Origin of the sequence: uncultured Nostoc sp. (assembly GCF_964245445.1) — a bacterium.
Classification (GTDB): Bacteria; Cyanobacteriota; Cyanobacteriia; order Cyanobacteriales; family Nostocaceae; genus Nostoc.
In genome coordinates this window covers 1-19,078 of record NZ_CAXTNE010000148.1, presented here as the reverse complement: position 1 = coordinate 19,078, position 19,078 = coordinate 1, and the positions used below count along the sequence as shown (strand labels likewise).

15 protein-coding genes and 1 pseudogene are annotated in these 19,078 nt (G+C 42.5%); 7 read left to right on the top strand and 9 right to left on the bottom strand.

Annotated features, from left to right (window positions below):
- The 3 genes and pseudogenes from ACFE90_RS22515 to ACFE90_RS22505 all read left to right on the top strand — a co-directional run.
- A pseudogene (locus ACFE90_RS22515) lies at positions 1-78 on the top strand (photosystem II protein D1); the annotation flags it as partial.
- A gap of 219 nt (positions 79-297) precedes the next feature.
- Complete coding sequence (locus ACFE90_RS22510) at positions 298-807, top strand: hypothetical protein (RefSeq protein WP_375504474.1); 510 nt, start codon at positions 298-300, stop codon at positions 805-807.
- Positions 808-855: 48 nt separating this feature from the next.
- The gene (locus ACFE90_RS22505; protein WP_375504472.1) at positions 856-1,743 is read left to right on the top strand and encodes a hypothetical protein; all 888 of its coding nucleotides are present in this window, start codon (positions 856-858) and stop codon (positions 1,741-1,743) included.
- A 64-nt stretch (positions 1,744-1,807) separates the two neighbouring features.
- Here ACFE90_RS22505 and ACFE90_RS22500 read toward each other — a convergent pair whose 3' ends face one another.
- From ACFE90_RS22500 to ACFE90_RS22470, 7 genes are all read right to left on the bottom strand, one after another.
- Positions 1,808-2,527 (bottom strand): hypothetical protein, encoded by a 720-nt coding sequence (locus tag ACFE90_RS22500; RefSeq protein WP_375504470.1) that lies wholly within the window; start codon positions 2,525-2,527, stop codon positions 1,808-1,810.
- A 318-nt stretch (positions 2,528-2,845) separates the two neighbouring features.
- Positions 2,846-4,969, bottom strand: coding sequence for a catalase (locus ACFE90_RS22495; protein ID WP_375504468.1), 2,124 nt, complete (start codon positions 4,967-4,969; stop codon positions 2,846-2,848).
- 117 nt (positions 4,970-5,086) lie between these two features.
- The gene (locus ACFE90_RS22490; RefSeq protein WP_375504466.1) at positions 5,087-6,157 is read right to left on the bottom strand and encodes an alpha/beta hydrolase; all 1,071 of its coding nucleotides are present in this window, start codon (positions 6,155-6,157) and stop codon (positions 5,087-5,089) included.
- 622 nt (positions 6,158-6,779) lie between these two features.
- Positions 6,780-6,983 carry a 30S ribosomal protein S21 gene (gene rpsU / locus ACFE90_RS22485; RefSeq protein ID WP_375504464.1) on the bottom strand — a complete coding sequence of 68 codons (204 nt, stop codon included), beginning with the start codon at positions 6,981-6,983 and terminating at the stop codon, positions 6,780-6,782.
- Positions 6,984-7,106: 123 nt separating this feature from the next.
- Positions 7,107-7,418: an RNA recognition motif domain-containing protein gene (locus ACFE90_RS22480; RefSeq protein WP_375504462.1), complete on the bottom strand. Its 312-nt coding sequence runs from the start codon at positions 7,416-7,418 to the stop codon at positions 7,107-7,109.
- 396 nt (positions 7,419-7,814) lie between these two features.
- A complete protein-coding gene (locus tag ACFE90_RS22475; protein WP_375504460.1) occupies positions 7,815-8,675 on the bottom strand; it encodes a 3'(2'),5'-bisphosphate nucleotidase CysQ in 861 nt (286 codons plus the stop codon).
- Positions 8,676-8,702: 27 nt separating this feature from the next.
- Positions 8,703-9,623: a sugar kinase gene (locus ACFE90_RS22470; RefSeq protein ID WP_375504457.1), complete on the bottom strand. Its 921-nt coding sequence runs from the start codon at positions 9,621-9,623 to the stop codon at positions 8,703-8,705.
- A gap of 144 nt (positions 9,624-9,767) precedes the next feature.
- Between ACFE90_RS22470 and rsmI the strand changes: the two genes are divergently transcribed.
- The 4 genes from rsmI (at position 9,768) to ACFE90_RS22450 (ending at position 16,514) form a co-directional block, all read left to right on the top strand.
- Complete coding sequence (rsmI, locus tag ACFE90_RS22465; RefSeq protein ID WP_375504455.1) at positions 9,768-10,628, top strand: 16S rRNA (cytidine(1402)-2'-O)-methyltransferase; 861 nt, start codon at positions 9,768-9,770, stop codon at positions 10,626-10,628.
- A 393-nt stretch (positions 10,629-11,021) separates the two neighbouring features.
- Positions 11,022-11,300: a GlsB/YeaQ/YmgE family stress response membrane protein gene (locus ACFE90_RS22460; RefSeq protein WP_375504453.1), complete on the top strand. Its 279-nt coding sequence runs from the start codon at positions 11,022-11,024 to the stop codon at positions 11,298-11,300.
- A gap of 58 nt (positions 11,301-11,358) precedes the next feature.
- Positions 11,359-12,288, top strand: a complete 930-nt coding sequence (locus ACFE90_RS22455) for a hypothetical protein (protein ID WP_375504451.1) — start codon at positions 11,359-11,361, stop codon at positions 12,286-12,288.
- A gap of 560 nt (positions 12,289-12,848) precedes the next feature.
- Positions 12,849-16,514: a response regulator gene (locus tag ACFE90_RS22450; RefSeq protein WP_375504449.1), complete on the top strand. Its 3,666-nt coding sequence runs from the start codon at positions 12,849-12,851 to the stop codon at positions 16,512-16,514.
- 111 nt (positions 16,515-16,625) lie between these two features.
- Here the strand turns inward: ACFE90_RS22450 and ACFE90_RS22445 are convergent, their stop codons facing one another.
- Complete coding sequence (locus ACFE90_RS22445) at positions 16,626-17,321, bottom strand: Uma2 family endonuclease (RefSeq protein WP_375504447.1); 696 nt, start codon at positions 17,319-17,321, stop codon at positions 16,626-16,628.
- Between the two features lie 234 nt (positions 17,322-17,555).
- Positions 17,556-18,572, bottom strand: a complete 1,017-nt coding sequence (locus ACFE90_RS22440; protein ID WP_375504445.1) for a ribose-phosphate pyrophosphokinase — start codon at positions 18,570-18,572, stop codon at positions 17,556-17,558.
- Positions 18,573-19,078: the final 506 nt, after the last annotated feature.

Genomic DNA, 19,078 nt, shown 5'->3' with positions numbered 1-19,078 from the left:
GCTCACAACTTCCCCTTAGATTTGGCCGCTGGTGATGTTGCTCCTGTGGCAATGAACGCTCCTGCTATCAACGGTTAATCTAATCTGAGATACGCTATTTAGGCTTATCTAATCTATAAGTAAAAGACGCTCTCCCAAAAGGGGGGGCGTTTTTGCATTGGGTTAATTGGTACATTTTTTTGAGGTGCTATAGTTCAGAACTTAGGAAATAATTATCAAAAAGTAAATTTTACGGGTAATAATTGCTAGCAGCGCAGATAATTGCCTCAAAGCTCAACTATAAGGAGAAGCCAGGAAATGATTTTACACCGTGGGCGTAGGGTAGTAGCTGCTTTGTTGCTGTCAGTTTTATTACTGACAACAGCCTGTAGTCCAAAAGCACCTGGACGTTTTGACCAGGCGCAAAAAGAAAGCACTCAACAAAAAAAGGGTCTTGCGGTTGCTAAAAATGCAACTCAGGGTAGCCAGTTTAATAAACTTTTCCCTAATTCAGGCGATGGCTACCAGCGCGTCTATACCCAAGAGAAAAAAGGCTTTGCAGAAGCGAAGTTGAAAAAGGGCGGTAAAGAGATAGCATTGCTGTCTATTTCTGATACCACCAGCACGCCTAGTGCAGCAGCTAAGTTCTCGAAGAGTACCAAAAAAATTGGCGGTTATCCCGCAGTAGAAGTTGGTAAGACACAAACTGCAATTTTGGTAGGTAAATACCAAGTAAAAGCACTTTCTCGTGATTCTTCATTTACAGCTAGCGATCGCACAGATTGGCTAGAGAAGTTTAATCTTAATGGTCTGGCTAAACTGAAATGATTTGCACTACAAACATTCAGATAACAAAACCTAAATAAGGAGATTTTTGTGAGCAAATCGATTGTTGATTTAGTTGATCAATTACCAACCGGTGGCTTGACCATTTCTATGTTGAATTCCCTCGATTTTGTTGCTCCTGGCCAGTGGCACAATACCGTTGGCTTTGTCAATACCATTAAGACTGTTACTGGCGAAGACGACGAAGATTTAATTCAACAAATTGGTGAGCGAGCAATTTATTTATTTAACGATAAATCCCAAGGATACCAAACAGCCTTGTGGTTATATCAAACCGTTGATGGTACAGATAAAGCACTTGGTGCAGCAGCTTTAGCTAACAAAGTTGGTGAGAAAATTCCTTTATTGGGTTTTTTAAACTCTGTCACTCCTAAACCTGATAAAGCCCAAACCATCGATTTAACATTAAAATTAGTTGCTGAGTTAGTAGCCTTCTGTCAAATTAACGGCATTCCTGGAGATAGTATTGGGGATTTTGTCGCCTCTTTAGGTGAGTATAGTGGTGAGTCGCTTATCCGCATGGTGGCATTAGTTTGCGTTGATGGTTTGATCCCTCTGGGCCCAGACTTTATCAGCAAAGCAATATCTGGGCTTAATCAAACAAATCCACACGAGTTAGAACAAAACTCGACTTTCCAAAATATTAAAGATGTGATTCCAGGGAACAATGCTGGTAGTAAACTAAATTTTATCGGCGAAAGCTTTGACTCAGTTAAAGGTTGGATGAGTGGTATTGTCAGCGCGAATAATTTAACCCCACAAAAGGTTGTCCACAACTTGCAAAGTTTTGTCGATATTGCCGATAACAAGTTAGATTACCTTGCAGCGTTCCTGGATGTAGCAACTAATTATTATGAACACACCGGCACGCAAACTCTAGCACGTCGCTTGATTGAACGGGCGGTGGCTGAGATTTAGGTTGATTAGGAGTGGGGAGCAGGGCAAGAAGAACCAATGCCCCATGCCCAATAGCGCATACCAATTAGGGTAAACGCAAATCTGCTGCGATCGCATACAAGTAAGGTTGAAAAATAGCTAAGTTTTCCAGTTTGTCAAACTTACCTGTTTGCGAACCTGGGTCAAAGGCAGTGGTAATTACGTAAAGTTTATTGCCATCAAAGGCAACATGGCCGATATGTTGCTCTTGTACTCCACCTTTTTGCTTGAGTCCGGCGAAACCATAGCGGATTCCCTGAAGCTTACCAACGGGTACTGGTTGGGGTGGGTAGGTTAAGAAAGTAATCTCTTTTCCATATTCACCCTGACGGTCTTTGGCAAAAGCAGCGTAGTGGTCTACAACCCAAGCCTTGAGTGCTGCTAATACCTGGGTTTGGTATTTGGAACTTTGATAGTCCACTTGGGAACCAGGTGGAATCCCGGCTGCTATGAGTTTCTTTTGGAAATCCTCATTGTTTGCTAATGGGTAAATGTTAATCTCAACTGTACCCAAAAGTTCTCCTTTGGATGAGACACACAATAAAGGCGTATTTCCCTTACAAGGAGCAACTTGCCAGTTAGTTGGAGCAGCAGTATTTCCCAGTATTTTCTGCCAGATATTTCCCTCATTAGGGTTAGGAAGTTTCGCAACGGCGGGGGATTTTACTACTTTGGGTGCAGAAAATTGGGGAAGAACAAATTTTGCTCCCACTGGTATTAACACCAGCAAAATACAACCTAGTAATAAATGATAAAGTCGTAACATTTTCTTGAAAATCCAGAGCCAAGGATTGTAGACTAACGATATCTACAATACTTATGGGTATAGAGGAAGAATACATTTATATTGCTGCGAGTTCCGCAAATGGAACTCAACAAACTGTAGCGCTTCTTTATGGAATGAGGTATAAGGTACGATCGCACAGCGGTGCATTAAACACACGGCTATTTGACTTAATATCGATAAACTTCTCTAAATGAGAATATATATTGTCGGCTGTAAAAATGAAAAGGACAGAAGTTAAGTTTACCCTGCTTCTGTCCCATTTAGGATTAGTTACCGTTCACAAAGTTAAGTAAGTGGCTATGCAGGCACCATTTCCTTTTGATGTCTCATCCAATGGCGATGTTGCGCGATCGCTTGAATAAAATCACTACTCACAGATTTTAAATCAGAGGCTTGATGACTTGTCACCACACCCATTTCAGAAGAACGCACCCCATCTTGCGATAGCTTCACGCCCTCAAGATTAGCTATCGATAGTAGTTCGACGCCTTCGCTGGTAGCGGCGATCGCTTTACAGTGTTTAAATGCCTCGTTGATAAAGTGAATCGCTTCTCCCTGTTGCTTGAGCATCTTGATACTCTGCGCTCCACCAGGTACATACACCGCATCAAACATCACAGAAGCACTCGTCTCAAAGGTCATCTCAACGGGGATCTGCTGACCATCATCGCCTTTGATCTTACCGCCATGAGTTGCAACCACCTTAGTATGAGCGCCTGCGTCTTCGAGTGCTTGTTGGATTGCGATCATTTCATGAGCATTCACACCATCTGTGGCTAGAATTGCAATCCGGCGACTCTTAATCGTTTTTTCTGGCATCTTCTCTAGCATAGTTTGGATACTGAGCGCCGGAGACTTTTGCCCGTGATTTGGTTTGACTTCTGTAGGAGCAGGTAAGCCCAGTCCCTCAGCAATGCGGGTTACTAGCTGATGATCGACAGAGTTAAATAACTCCAGCATCCGCTCTTTGACTGCAAGGTTCATGACTTTGCCCAGCTCAAAATGTGCGGCTTTGACTAAGTGTTCTTTCTCAGGATCAGATAAACTGTTCCAGAATAAAGTTGCCTGACTGAAGTGGTCTTGGAAACTGGGGCTGCGTTCTCGGATTTTATGACCTTCCACCCGCTCTTGATAGCTGACAAAGCCGCCGAGATTTTCCGGAGCCGTCATTGGGCAACCATTACCGAGGGAATTGGGGTAGTAGTTCACCTTTGAAGTCGGAATATTGTGCTGCATAAAGCCGTCCCGCTGGTTATTATGGAACGGACAAACAGGGCGGTTAATTGGTAAATCGGTATAATTTGCGCTTCCCAAACGGTGTACTTGCGTATCAGCGTAGGAGAAGATCCGACCTTGCAGTAGTGGGTCATCTGAGAAGTCGATGCCCGGTACAATATTGGCAGGTTGAAAAGCAACTTGTTCGGTTTCGGCAAAGTAATTGTCTGGGTTGCGGTTAAGTACCATTTTGCCGATTGGCTTCACCGGAACCAGTTCTTCGGGAATGATCTTGGTGGAATCAAGGATATCAAAATCAAACTTAAATTCGTCCTCTTCCTCGATAATCTGTACACCAAGTTCAAATTCCGGATAATCGCCCATTTCGATCGCGTCCCCTAAATCGCGGCGATGAAAATCAGGGTCTTTTCCGCCTGCTTTCTGCGCCTCATCCCACACTATTGAATGAACGCCCAGAATCGGCTTCCAGTGAAATTTCACAAACCTTGCTTTGCCTTGTTCATTGACAAAGCGGAAAGTGTGAATACCAAACCCTTGCATCATGCGGTAGCTTCTGGGAAGGGTGCGATCGGACAGTATCCACATAATCATGTGCATCGATTCCGGCATTAGCGAGATGAAGTCCCAGAAGTTATCATGAGCGGTTCCCGCTTGGGGTATCTCGTTGTGCGGTTCGGGTTTCAGAGCATGAACCAAGTCCGGAAACTTGATGGCATCTTGGATAAAAAACACCGGAATATTGTTGCCGACTATATCGTAGTTGCCATCTTCAGTGTAGAACCTGACAGCAAATCCGCGCACATCGCGGGCGGTATCAGCTGAACCCCGGAACCCGACAACCGTCGAAAATCGAACGAAGATCGGAGTTTTAACAGAAGGATCTTGGAGAAATTTTGCCTTTGTATACTCTGCCAGGGATTCATAAGGCTGGAAGTACCCATGAACACCTGCTCCTCGCGCATGAACCACCCGCTCTGGAATGCGTTCTCGGTCAAAGTGTGCCAGCTTCTCGCGGAAGTGAAAGTCTTCTATCAATGTGGGGCCACGCTCACCAGCTTTGAGCGAATCATTTGTGTTGTTAACCCGAAGTCCCTGATTGGTAGTCAGATATTCCCCAGCTTCTTGACGAGAGGAGTCTAGAGCCTTCTGCTTGCTTTGCTCATTGATCGGATTGTGTTCACTCATAATTAGATACTTCAGGTGTTATTCAACAGTTCAATTAATTAGCGTGGCGTGTCAATTTGGTTTAATCCTTGCCACCGCGATCGCAATAGCTACTTGCGCTGTCTGATTTACTAGCCTTTATTTAGTATTACTCATAAATCCAGAGCGCAGTCCGGCTGCTGCTTCCTTAACCGCCTGCTTCCCTTTATCTACCACTGCTCCGGTGCCAAAGAATTCATGAGTCACGCCTTTATAATTGATTGCCTTTACAGAGGAACCCGCCTCACGCAAACGCTTGGCGTAGGCTTCTCCTTCACTACGTAGTGGGTCAATTTCTGCCGTAATTACGGTTGCAGGTGGAAGACCGCGTAGGTTTTCGGCTCGCAGTGGTGAAGCATAGGGATTACTCCCGTCAGACTGACTATTTAGATATTGGCTCCAGAACCAAATCATCATCGCTTTATTAAGCGGCTTGGCGTTGGCATTCTCCTGGTAGGAGGGTGTGTCAAAGGCGTAATTGGTAACTGGGTAGATTAGCATCTGATGCACAGGTATCTTGCCGCCTCTGTCACGCGCCATTAAGCAGGTGACAGCTGCCAAATTACCACCTGCGCTTTCGCCGCCAACTGCAACCCGCTTGGGGTCGCCGTTAATTCGGGCAGCATTCGCCATAACCCATTGAGTTGCAGCATAAGCATCTTCCGCCGCTGCGGGAAACTTATGTTCTGGGGCTTGGCGATAGGCGACAGATACAACCATACAGTTAGCTGCATTAGTCAAAGCGCGGCACGATGAGTCGTAGGTATCTAAATTGGCGATTACCCAGCCACCACCGTGGAAGTAGACCAGCACAGGGAAGGGCCCCTTTCCCTTTGGCAGATAAATACGCGCTAGAAGATCGCCCCCCGGCCCTGGTATAAGTTGATGGTTGACATCCCCGACCATTTCAACCGCAGGCTTGCGACGTTTGGCAAGCACGCCCATAACTGCATCTGCCACAGTTGGGTTGTTGCGAGCATTCATCGGCGACAACTTTTCAATGGGCGGTGCGTTAAAAGAGGTAAGTTCATCTAACACGGCTTTCATCTGAGCATCAGGTGTGGATACAGCCTCTGCTGACTTTGCCAGAAGTGGGCTACCTAAAGCGATCGCCACCACCCCTGACCCTGCTAGCGTGGCAAACTCTCTTCTTGATATTTTCTGATTCACAAACTCCTCCAAAAAACACCACAGCAGAAGTACAACCTAAGTTTGGCTAGTTTTTCCATCCAATTCCACACGTTGGCGTAGCCCGTCGTAGACATCGCTGCCGACATTATCTGAAGCACTGCATTATTAGCCTGTTATAAGTGGCTCAGATCGCAGTAAGCTTACTTCTGAATGGCATTGAAGAGACTTACTTAACCTTTTAAAGTATCTCATCAGTATTAATCTTAAAAAGCTAGAAACAATATTGCCTCTAGCATTGGTCAGTAATACCTAAGTTATTCAACCGGAATAAACTACTGCTAAATGCAGATGTGATTATGAATACAAAAGAGTTAAGCAAAGCGTTGGCATTGAAGCAACGTGGTATTTGCTCTGTTTTAGCTGCTTGGCTATTAATTTAACTCAAGATTAGAAATCTACCTCTGTAACTCTTAATACTAATTATCCGAAAATATACACTTAATATTTATTAAACGAACCGCAAAGTACGCAAAGTCAACAGATCAGTCAAGGAATTAATTATTAAGTGCAAGTTTACAAAGAATTGGTAGGCGTTGCTGAATGGAGGTATGGCAACAATGAAGAGATGCTGGCTGGATGTCAAATCGAAGGACAAATTTGCTTAGACTTGTTGACTGAAGCGAGAACGTTGATTACGACGTTGCTTGTACCTAGCAATTGCTTTACGCTTCTCTTTTTCTATCGGCGTCTCGAAGCGAAGCTTTTTTCTCATATCTTGGAAAATTCCTGCTTTAGAAACTTCCCGCTTAAATCTTCTTAAGGCTAATTCAATACCTTCATTCTCCCCTAAAACTACTTGTGTCATTCTCATTCCTCCTTAATGTGGATGAATGGTTCAAGAATATATACAAAATAAAATATTCCAGCAGAGTGAAGCCTTTAGCTTTATCTGCTGGAGATTCTAAATGTGAAGTTTTTAGGAATCGACTTAGTAGCGATTATTGTTGCGGCGGGGATTAGCGCCACCCCAGCTACCACGAGAGGAGTTACTTCTTTCCTCACGAGGTTTAGCTTTGTTCACTTTCAAATCACGTCCCATCCACTCAGCACCATCAAGTGCATCAATGGCAGCTTGTTCTTGCGTGTCTGATTCCATTTCCACAAAAGCAAACCCACGCGGCCGGCCTGTTTCCCGATCTGTGGGTAGTTGAACACGATTTACTGTTCCGTATTCTGTAAAAGCCTGCTTTAGGTCCTCTTCTGTAACCTGATAGGACAGGTTCCCGACGTAAATTGACATAGAAATCTCCGAATTCAGGGAGTGTAGATAGTTAAATTCGGAGAGACACTTTTTAGAAATCAAAACGAGTTACTCAACCGAAAATAATCTTTATATCCATGAGTCTAACACAGGCTTCAGCCTTTGAATATCGTCTTATTGTGAATTTTATTCACAAATCAAACCTTAAGTGCAGGTCTGTAGACTTCTCCATTGACTGGCCTTTGTTACTTGTATTATACAAGTTACACTTTTAACATGAAACCGCAATCAACTAGCGATCGCGCTGCTATTTAGTGTTTTGAAAATTATGCTGTGGACTAAGGGGTAAAGATTATTATCGTTAGTCAGGCTAATCATAACATGGCTAACTCTGTTAAAAGCAAATTAAAAAATATTCATCCTCAAATGCCCTATTTAGCTATGCTCAAACTGAGCTAAAATCCTTTCTGCTTCTTTACATAGTACCTCGTGATATTCGCCGTTACTAGCCAGCAAACCTCCCCATTGATTGATATCACCAGTGTTGTACTGCAATGGAGTGCCATCAAAGTGGGTAAATTTACCACCGGCCTCTGTTAAAATCAATTCTGGTGCTGCCATATCCCAATCTTTGGGTGCAGACTTGCCGGAAATGGAAATGTAAATATCTGCCTGTTGCTCGACTATGGTGGCGATTTTGCAACCTACACTGCCCACAGATTTCTGATTTTGACAGGGTAAGTTTTGTAGTAAGTGATCTAAGCGTTGGTTGCGGTGAGAGCGACTAACGACTAAAGTTAAATCCTCAATTTGTTTGTCTGACGACACTTGTAAAGGAACAGAACCATCACGAGTTTCTACAAATGTACCCCCGCCTTTGATAGCGCAATATAACTTTTTAGCCTCTGGGATTGCCACCACTGCCAAAACTGGGCGTGTTTCCTTGACCAAAGCAATATGAACTGCATAGTCTCCAGTTTTTTCGATAAAGTCTCGTGTGCCATCCAAAGGGTCAATTATCCATACCCAAGGTGGGGATGGCTGTGCTACACCACTTGGAGATTGATAGGTTTCTTCACTAATATAAGCAAAATCTTCATTACCCAAAGTTGCTTGTAGTCTCTGCAAAATGTATTGACTCACAGCTACATCGGCAACGGTAACAGGTTCATTTTGTTTATATTGTACATCTAAATTAGGATCTTTTGTAGTCCCATGATAATATGATCGCAGTATATCTGCTGCACCCCAACCTACCTCACGAGCGATCACTAATATTTCTTTTAAGTCTTTCATTAAATTTGGCCTTATTAACTTGACTACTCAGCACTTTAAATCCATCCAGCGCCGAGTGCCAAAAAATTTACAGGAATCAGCAGCAATATTAGCTGCCAGTGCCAGTGCATCAGTAAAGCTTTCCTTTAAAATGTAATTACAAAAAGCACCGTGGAAAATATCTCCAGCCCCTAATGTATCAATTGCTTGAATTGGTGGCACATCTACGATACCAGTTTTGGTGCAACTCAAGTATTCAATTGGTTTTTGTCCGTGGGTAATGGCGATGTGAGGAATGTCAAATCCTCCCAGATAGGTAAAAACGTCTTCTCCAGTCTGGCAGTTAGGGGGATAAAAATTAGCCGAACAGATGGCGTAATTTACAAAAGGCAAAACTTCTTCAAATCCAGGCTTCCAACTCCCACCATCAATTACTACTGGAATATTCTTGACTTTAGCCATTTGGGCTATGGCATAACTAACCGCCATTTGATGTCCATCAATCAGTACTATATCGACATTTTGCAAAATATCTTGCGGGATAGATGCGCTGTTGGCTTGAGTTTTGACAGCATTGATGGAAACTACAGCTGGTTCACCCGTAGCTTGGGTGACAATGATTGAGGAGACAGGCGGTGCTAAATCAGTGGTAGGCTCAAGGTCTGCGATCGCAACTTTGTAATTTGCCAAATCACCCCGAATTAGCTGCGTCATGGGGTGAGAACCCACTACACCCAAGACTGTAGCCTGATTTCCTAAATGGCTGAAAGTCACAGCCGCGTTTGTAGCTGGCCCCCCTGCTGCCACAGTATAGTCAGTAGCGACAATCTTCTGATTATTCTTAGGGGCAGAGTTAGCAAGGTAAATCAAATCTAAGGTTACTAAACCTACAAATAACCCACGATCCGATTTTAGATTTTGGACTTCGGCTACGCTCAGTCGAGCGATTTTGGATTTTAGATTATCCATTTGTCATATATTTTCGTATAAGTAGATAAATTATTTGTCATAACTCCTAACTCTGCCAATTCTATATTTTGAATTTTGGATTTTAAATTGAAATAAAAATCTAAAATCTAAAATCCAAAATTGATTAACTCCTAACTCTTACTCATGCAAACCGATCCAAAACCAGGAACACTTTACGTTGTCGGCACACCAATTGGCAATCTAGAAGATATAACCTTTCGGGCGGTGCGAATTTTACAGACTGTAGATATCATTGCTGCGGAAGATACCCGTCACACAGGGAAACTATTACAACATTTTCAAGTTAAGACTCCCCAGGTGAGTTACCACGAACATAATCGTACCAGCCGCATCCCAGAATTATTAGAGCATTTAGTTAACAATAAAGCGATCGCTCTGGTGAGTGATGCTGGAATGCCAGGAATTTCCGATCCTGGATATGAACTGGTGAAAGCCTGCATTGAGGCGGGAATTGCAGTAGTTGCCATTCCTGGCGCTAGTGCAGCAATTACGGCATTGAGTGCATCTGGATTACCAACGGATCGGTTTGTCTTTGAAGGCTTTCTTCCGGCGAAAACTCAACAGAGACAAGAACATTTAGAATCTCTGCAATTAGAATCTCGCACATTGATTTTCTACGAATCGCCGCATCGTTTGCGAGATACTTTACAAGACTTAGGAGAGGTTTGGGGAAGTGATCGCCAAATTGTGCTGGGGCGCGAGTTAACTAAATTGTATGAAGAATTTTGGCGGGGGACAATTGCCGAGGCGATCGCTCACTACAGCCAACGAGAACCCCAAGGTGAATATACATTAGTAGTGGCAGGAATTCCACCTAGTCAGCCCCAACTCACAGAAGAGGAACTGAAAGCCGAATTGAAAGAGTTAATTAGTCAGGGGATATCGCGATCGCAAGCTAGCCGTCAGTTAGCAAAATTTACCTCCCTTCCCCGTCGCCAACTTTATCAACTAGCTCTTTCTATAGTCCTCACTCCTGAGTTGTGAGCAACTAGTACCGCAAGGCGGAAATTAACCCCTACCGGGAAGTCAAAAGTCAAAAGTTACGCATAATAATTGTATTCCGAGCTTCTTGCACCATTTGAAATGGTATATTTATTTACGCCGTGATGTACTAGTACCACTTTTGTAGAATCACAATATTTGCAAAAGTGATGTTCCCGACTCTAAGTTATGCACAACCAACCGTAACTTAGAGTCAAATACTAACTTTATATATTCTTTATATACTCATCCTTAAAGACAACCTGGTGAATATTCAAATGATATCTAAAGATTTTTGATATTAGTTCTCTAGATAGATCAAGAATTTGGCAGGAAAAATTTAATATGAAATAGTCAAAAGCAAACAAATAAGATTCTCAAGGAAGGAGAAATTCAATGGGTAACATTATTGCTTGGTTGGTTTTGGGTTTAATTGCAGGTGCGTTAGCTAAGTTATTTTATCCAGGAACCCAAGGTGGCGGTATTGTCTCCACCATTGTATTAGGAATACTTGGAGCAGTAGTTGGGGGTTATTTGGGTCAAACCTTACTGGGAAGTGGTTCGGCAGCCGCCGCATCTGCTGGAGCGTTCTCCCTTGGAAGCATTTTATTTGCTGTTCTTGGTGCTATGCTACTAATTTTCCTTTGGGGTTTACTGACTCGCCGAGCTGTGTAATTACCTGATATCAGCTAACTCTCTTGGGAATTGCTTAAAGCTGCAATAAACCGATAAAATGACATTAGAAAAAGAGCGAACAACTATAGGAGTTTTCGCTATATGTTCCGATATACAATTGGTAGTTCAGGAACTAAAAGCTTCTAATTTTCCCATGCACAAAGTTTCTATAATTGCACGGAATATAGAAGAAAGCGATATTGCTAGTGTTGAAGATAAAGTTCGCACTAGCAATAATATATCCTCAGAAGGTACTGAAGCTTTTACAAGTGGTACTTTAGGTGATGTTACTGCCTTACTAGTGGGTTTAGTCCTCTGGATAATTCCTGGTATAGGACGAGTCATTCTAGCCGGAGCAGAAGCAACTGCGATCGCTGCCACTTTAACGGGTGATTCGATCAATGCAAGCGCAGGTGATTTGCATGGTGTACTGCTAGGTTTAGGAATTCCTAAAGAGCAAGGACAGGGTTACAGCGATCTAGTTTGCAAAGGTTACTATTTGGTGATAGTAAACGGCATAGATATAGAGATTCGTCTTGCCAAAAGGATTTTTAATCGCCGTGATATTCAACAGTGGAGCATTTATGATCCATACTTGACCCCAAATAGCCGCTATAAAAATGCAGTTGGTGTTTTTTCTACACGACAAGACACAGAAAAAGCACTCACTGAACTAAAAATCGCTGGCTTTCCTATGGCTCAAGTCTCGGTACTCGCTAAGGATACAAATACACTAAATGGTATTACTGAGGTAGATATTAGCAGTTCCAAAAACAACTATACTACTTTAGGAATTCCTGAGGATCTAGCTAGATATTATGAACATCAAGTGACCATTGGCAATTACTTATTAATGCTAAATAGTACTGACATCTACATGGCAGGTGCAAGAGCTATTTTAGAAAATCATAACATTGAAAAGTTTTGCATCTATAGCCCATCTGTAGTTAATGTGAATAGAAGCGATCGCCAGGTTCTTAGGCAATAAACTTGGGTTAATACTTGATTCTCTTTAAAAAGGCTCCCCGATGAGCGTTACTTAAACGTCAAAGTTAATTTAAAGAGATTTGACACCATGTTGGGATTGTACATATTCTCGATAATTTTTAGGAAAATATATTATATTATTTTTCCTAAAAATGACATAATCATCTAAATATAATAAGTTCCCTTCTACAAACTTGAGTTTACACCAAAATAAATACTGTTTTAAATAACTAACAATTAAGTAGGTAAGCGTAATTAAACATAAGATAAAACCTCACCATCAATTCCTCTCCTTACTAAGGAGAGGAAATCTGGAGGTAGGGTGAATTTTATATTTCATTTAACTATTATAAATCAATACATTTCAGTTAAGCCCCAAATTCAATGCAAGAGACGTTGCAATTGTTAGTCTCTACATACCTAAAATCAATACCAAAAATCATTAACCCAAGCGTATTGCATTATAAATGCCATACCCCACTGTTTTATGCCTAACTGTAAGCTAAAACATAATCCGAATAGTGCCAAAAATATAAATTATTGGAATATCTGCCTGGAATAATGTTGAAAAGTTTGAAGATTGGAACAAAAATTGGAATTAGTTTTGCCCTGAGTTTGGCAACTCTGACCACTATTGGTCTAATCTCTTACCAAAGCACCAATGAGCTAATTGAAACTTCGCGCCAAGAAAGCCATACCTACCAGGTGTTAAGTCAGCTTGAAGACCTCAACTTGCAAGTGACAAATGCTGAAACTGGCCAGCGTGGTTACATTCTTACTGGAGAACAACGTTATTTAGAACCTTATAACGATGCCATTCAAGTACTGAATCAAAAAGTTAATGAACTTCAGAGGTTAACAGCAGATAACCCCAAGCAACAGAGTCGGCTTGATATTTTACAGTCACTAATCGATCAAAAGCTGGCTGAACTCAAAGAAACCATTGACTTGCGTCAGAACCAAAGTTTTGATGCTGCCCAGAAGGTTGTTCTGACAGACCGAGGCAAGCAGCTGATGGCTGAGATCCGCAAAGTTATCCAGGCGATGAAGAATGAGGAGAATGCACTGCTGAAACAACGCTCTCAAAAAGCGCAAGTAGCTGCTCAAAAAACGATCGCCAGCATTGTATATAGTATTCCTTTATTTTCTTTAATCTTAGCTTTGATCGGATACGTCTTGACCAGACATATTTCCGTTCCTCTAAGGCAAGTTTCTGATTTGGCAGAAAAAATGGCGGATGGGGATTTATTGATGAGTTTACCAGATAGCGATCGCCAGGATGAAATTGGTGTGTTGACACGCACCTTCAACCAGATGATCGTTAATCTGCGAAACACAAATCAAAAAAATGACGAGCAAAATTGGCTAAAGTCTAACTTAGCTGAATTTACCCAGATGCTCCAAGGGCATCGAAATCTAGAAACTGCGTCTCGTTTAATTTTGTCAAATTTAGCACCACTGGTTGGGGCATCGCAGGGCGTTTTTTATTTCATGGACTTAATAGACAACGAGCCTGTATTGAAACTATTGAGTAGTTATGCTTACAAAGAGCGAAAAAATCTGGCAAATCAGTTTCGTTTGGGTGAGGGATTAGTGGGACAATGCGCTTTAGAAAAACAACGAATCCTGCTAACAGAAGTTCCTAATGACTATATCCGTATCAGTTCCGGTTTGGGAGAATCTCCACCGCTAACTATTATTGTTTTGCCTATACTGTTTGAGACGCAGGTGAGTGCTGTAATTGAACTGGCATCATTTGGGCCTTTCAGCCATCTGCACCTGACATTTTTAGAGCAATTGAGTGAAATTCTGGGTGTATTTTTAAATAACATCGCCTCACAATTGCAAACTCAGCGACTACTTGAAGAGTCTGTTGCTTTAACAGAAGAACTGCAAAACCAGCAAGAAGAACTACAGCAAAGCAATCAACGCCTGGAAGAACAGGCGCAAGAGTTGGAGGAATCACAATTTCTTGTCAAGCAGTCTAACGAGGAACTACAACAATTAAATGAGGAGCTAGAAGAAAAGGCAGAATTGTTAGAAGTTCAAAATCGGGAAGTTGCCCGCAAGAACCAAGAAGTTGAGCAGGCGAGGCAGTCTTTTGAAGAAAAAGCTGAACAACTGGCGTTGTCTTCCAAATATAAGTCAGAATTTCTCGCGAATATGTCCCACGAGTTACGGACACCGCTAAATAGCCTGTTAATTTTAGCAAGGCTGCTAGCAGATAACTCTCTTAACAACTTGACCGACAAACAGGTAGAATACAGCCGGACCATTTACTCAGCTGGAACTGATTTGCTGGAGTTGATCAATGACATTCTAGATTTGGCAAAAATTGAGTCGGGTACTATGTCGCTCGATATTGAGCAAATTGCTCTTGCAGATTTGGAGACATCTCTAGAGCAGACTTTCCGGCAAGTTGCCCATAATAAAGAACTCAGCTTTACTATTAAACGAGATGAAAAATTACCACTGACAATTTATAACGACTCCAAACGTCTGCAACAAGTGTTGAAAAATCTCCTAGCTAACGCCTTTAAGTTTACTGAACAGGGAGGGGTGGAGTTACAAATTGGCATAGCAACTGAGGCAGTTGAAGTTGATAATCCCATGATTGCTTTTGCAGTTAGCGATACGGGCATAGGCATTTCAGACGAGAAGCAGAAGATTATTTTCGAGGCATTTCAGCAAGCAGATGGCACAACCAGCCGCAAGTACGGGGGAACTGGCTTGGGCTTGTCTATCAGCCGTGAACTGGCTCAACTGTTGGGCGGGAGAATTGAACTAATCAGCCAACCAGGGCAGGGAAGCACCTTCACCCTCTACTTGCCCAGACGACATGAAGGGAATGATAAAAATACTCTCACTCCACCACCTCCTCAAGTCACTGTCTCCGTACCAGTAGGAGGAAGCAAGCTCCGTGGAGCGTCGCTCATAAAAGAAGTGCCAATAGTCGAAAACAGACCCACAACTGTAGACATCTCTCCATCCGCGAAAGTGCTTCCCAGCTTACCCAACGATATCCCAGATGACCGGGAAATCATTCAACCGGGCGATCGCATTTTGCTAATTATCGAAGATGATGATAAATTTGCCCGCATCTTACTAGATATGGCCCGTGAGCAGGGCTTTAAAACCATTGTTGCCTTACAGAGCAAACAAGGTTTAGCACTAGCGCAACAGTTTAAGCCCGATGCAATTATGCTAGATATCCACATGCCAGAAATGGATGGGTGGACGGTGCTAGATCGTCTGAAGCATAAGCCAGATACTAGACACATACCGGTACATATACTTTCTGTTGATGAAAGACAGCAACGGGGATTACAGCTAGGAGCAATTACCTATCTACAAAAACCTGTCTCTCCAGAAGCGCTAACTCAGGTCTTAACTGAGATTAAAGGCTTTATTGAGCGTCAGGTAAAAAATCTCCTCATCGTAGAAGATGACCCCGTACAAGCCCAAAGTATTATCGAACTGATCGGTAATAGTGATGTTCAGAGTACAGCAGTGGGTACAGGGGCAGAAGCCCTCTCGATTTTGCGATCGCATCACTTTGATTGTATGGTGCTGGATCTCGGCCTGCCCGATATGAGCGGTTTTACACTAATTGAGCAAATAAAGCAAGAACCCAGGCTTTTAAAACTGCCGATCATTGTTTACACCGGCAAAGAACTCAGCCGACAAGAAGAAACGCAACTGCGGGGACTCGCAGAGACAATTATCATTAAAAATGTGCGATCGCCAGAGCGGTTGTTAGATGAAACTGCCCTGTTTTTGCATCGGGTGCAAGCAAATTTGCCCCCACCAAAGCGGCAAATGCTAGAGCAACTACACCAAAATGATCCGGTGCTGGCTAATCGGACAATTTTGATTGTGGATGATGACCTACGAAATATTTTTGCCCTCACCAGCTTTTTAGAAAGCTATCAAATGCAAGTGCTGTTTGCCGAAAACGGCAGAGATGGCATAGAAATGCTGCAAACTAATTCTGAGATTAATATAGTTTTGATGGACATTATGATGCCGGAAATGGACGGTTACGAAACCACCCGCGCCATCCGCCAGCAACAACAGTTTCGTTCATTACCAATAATTGCTTTAACTGCTAAAGCCATGCCAGGCGATCGCGAAAAGTGCATCGAAGCTGGAGCCTCTGACTACATTACCAAACCTGTAGATACAGAGCAACTGCTTTCACTACTAAGGGTTTGGCTGTATCGGTAAGGCAGGGGAAGTGGGGAGTCAATACTGCTACACCAAAATTATTTTTTAGGCAAAACCTACATAGTATTGATATAAGACTCCTATTTTATTTTTGAAAAACTCAGTACACATCTATTTCCTATTTTCCATATTCTCATTCAACTTTTGCATAAATTCTTGATGTTCTGTGGCAGTTAAACCTGCTTGTAACACAGATAACACCGTTGCCATTTCTCCTGAGAGTAAGGCGATTACCGACAACCACAACCCCGGAAACACCTGACTGCGAATAATTCCCTGGTCATCAATTGGTAGCGAAACATACTCATCTGCTTGTAGCCTAAACCAATCCAACTGATTATCTAATGTTCGCCAGACAATATACTCCTGTACTCCATTCCGTCGATAGGAGCGTTTTTTATCATGTAAATCGATGGCTGCACTGCTTGCTGCCACTTCGATCACCAGTTCGGGTGCGCCTTGGATATAATCATCTTCACTAATCAATGCCTGTCTGCCCGGAATGAATAGTATCGCGTCAGGCTGTGGTTCATTATCCGGATCTAAACGCACTGTGGGTTCAATTCCCATAACAACGCCAGGCGTTGCCGTTTTATAGTTCCACAACCACCCGATCAGGTCTGCATGTGGTTCGCCATGACTTTTAATTCTCAGTGACGATGCCATGATATATACAACTCCTTCAACCAGTTCAGCTTTTCTTAAATGCGGCATTGCCTGATAACGACGCTCAAATTCGGAGCGAGATAAGCGATCGCCATTTTCCAGAGGTAAAACTGAAATCACTTTTTTAGGAGTTGTAACCATCCTTTTGTCCTCTTTAGCCAAATTGTCCAAACTGAATCAAACTATTCTAATTTGGCAGTGCTGCATCCATTTTACTACTGCAAATGGCGCTCCATTTTTGTTGGATTATTTAGTTTTCAAAGTTCAGGTTCTTAAAGAAAGACAGGTAATAACTAAAAGCCCACACTGCACCCGATCAAGAGGACAGTGTGGGTAATTTATGCTGGTAAGACGAATGATAGTCTGTGTATCTGGCTAGCGGAACATACTACTAACTGAAGTATCTTCATGAATCCGCCAGATAGTTTCTCCTAAGAGATTAGCTACTGACAGCACCACTAATTGTGGAAAACGATTGTTTTCTGGTATGGGAATTGTATTAGTGACAATGACTTCCTCAAACAAGCCAGTGGACAAACGCTCTATCGCTGGTGGAGAGAACACTGCATGAGTTGCACAGGCGTATACTTGACGCGCTCCTTCTTCACGCAGTAATCGCGCTCCTTCTGCGATCGTGCCTCCAGTGTCGATCATGTCATCCACTAAAACTGCCGTTTTGCCTTTAACATCGCCGATAATATTTAAGACTTCGGCAACATTATGTGCCTGACGACGTTTGTCAATAATCGCAAGTGGGGCATCATTCAGTTTTTTGGCAAATGCTCTGGCTCGCGCTACACCGCCAACATCAGGGGAAACAACCACAAGGTCGGGCAGTTCTTTGCTTGCTAGATAATCCAGCAATACTGGCGAACCGTAAACATGGTCAAAGGGGATATCGAAATAGCCTTGAATTTGAGCTGAGTGCAAATCCATTGCTAGAACGCGGTTAGCACCTGCTTCAGTGATCAAGTTAGCAACTAGCTTGGCGGTTATTGACTCTCTTCCTGCCGTTTTGCGATCGGCACGGGCATAGCCATAGTAGGGAATTACTGCCGTCACCTGTCGCGCAGAAGCTCGACGACAGGCATCAACCATAATCAATAATTCCATTAAATGATCGTTCACGGGTTGACAACATGGCTGGATTAAATAGACATCACAACCCCGAATCGATTCTTGGATTTGAACGTAAAGTTCTCCATCCGCAAATCTTTTGCGAATCATTGGCCCCAAGTCCATGCCCACATAACGAGCAACTTCTTGAGATAGTTGTATATTGGCAGAGCCAGAAAACAGCCGCAGGCGATGATTATCACTCAGTCCTGTTGCAGATGGTTGCACTTTGAAAGTTGCAGAACTGAGCACAGCAGATCCTCTATGTGCATTCATAGCAATATTATCATTAAAGATTTAATAGGTTTAACCGAGAAATCGCCTAAAAAAACATTTGTGAGTTTTATTGAATCTTCCATACAAAATTTAAACATTTTTCCATAAAATTATCATTCGCTAACTGTCTAATTTTTTTGGCAAGCAAACTATTGATAGCTTAACGGACATTTAGTCCATCCACTAGGTCTATAGTTCAAATTTTTGGGTTGAGGTAAACATTGGTGTGGTAGGTTCTTCTAACTACCTCATTTATAGCTAACACTAAAGCATTTACAACTTAAATGATATTGAAGCTTGTTCTCATACAGTATAGCACCTGCAACTAAGTACCATAATAGTAGTTTATGATTCTATGCCTTACGCATTGACAAAAATGATACTTACATTAATTAGAACACGATAGCAGTGGACACAAGGTATTCACACACAATGAAATTTTTAGATAAAGATGAAACTATCCCACTAATAAAAAAGTATGGTAATCTACTTCTCAACAAGGAGGG